Consider the following 1,098-nt stretch of genomic DNA (forward strand, 5'->3'; position numbering starts at 1 on the left):
GCCGCGTTGGCATCGAAGCCGATGATCCGATCGTTGCCGAAGGGCAGCAGTCCGAACACGAACATATCGTCGCCATTGTCGGCAATCATCGTGTCGTTGCCGGCACCACCAGTAACAGCGTCGCTACCGGCACCGCCATCGAGGAAGTCGTTGCCGGCACCACCCAGCAATGTGTCGTTGGCGTCACCGCCGAAGAGGGAGTCATTACCCACTCCACCGCTGATGACGTTGTTCGACGTGTTGCCGCTGCCGACAAAGTTGCCGCCTCCGAGGTGGGCCAGATGCTCGACATTGGTGCCCAGTGTGTAACTTCCCAGCGTGGTCTGTACGGAGTCCTCACCCTCACCCGCCGCCTCAACCACCAGGTCGAAGTTTGAATCGACGATGTAGCCATCGGTGCCGACGCCACCCACCATCCGGTCATTACCCGCTCCGCCAGTGAGGATGTCGTTGCCAACGCCGCCCAGTAATGTGTCGTTGCCGTCACCGCCGTTGAGGCGGTCATTACCCACCCCACCGGTCATGACGTTGTTCGACGCGTTGCCGGTGCCGACGAAGTTGCCGGTTCCGAGGTAGCCCAGATGCTCGACATTGGTGCCCAGTGTGTAACTTGCCAGCGTGGTCTGTACGGAATCCGCCCCCTCACCCGCCGCTTCAACCACCAGGTCGAAGGCTGAATCGACGATGTAGCCGTCGTTGCCGACGCCACCGACCATCGCATCGTTACCCGCACCGCCAGTGAGGATGTCGTTGCCAACGCCACCCAGCAATGTGTCGTTGCCGTCACCGCCGTTGAGGTGGTCATTACCCACCCCACCGGTCATGACGTTGTTCGACGCGTTGCCGTTGCCGGTGAAGTTGCCGGTTCCGAGGTAGCGCAGATGCTCGACATTGGTGCCCAGTGTGAAACTGCCCAGCGTGGTCTGTACGGAGTCCTCCCCCTCACCCGCCGACTCAACCACCAGGTCGAAGACTGAATCGACGATGTAGCCATCGTTGCCGACGCCACCCACCATCCGGTCATTACCCGCTCCGCCAGTGAGGATGTCGTTGCCAAGGCCACCCAGTAATGTGTCGTTGCCGTCACCGCCGTTGAGG

1 protein-coding gene is annotated in these 1,098 nt (G+C 61.5%); it reads right to left on the reverse strand.

What is annotated here, in order from left to right; genetic code table 11:
• On the reverse strand, positions 1-1,098 hold a 1,098-nt coding region (locus EI969_RS19345; protein ID WP_160389202.1), incomplete at both ends, for a calcium-binding protein.

Source organism: Pseudomonas sp. PB101 (assembly GCF_009764265.1).
Classification (GTDB): Bacteria; Pseudomonadota; Gammaproteobacteria; order Pseudomonadales; family Pseudomonadaceae; genus Aquipseudomonas.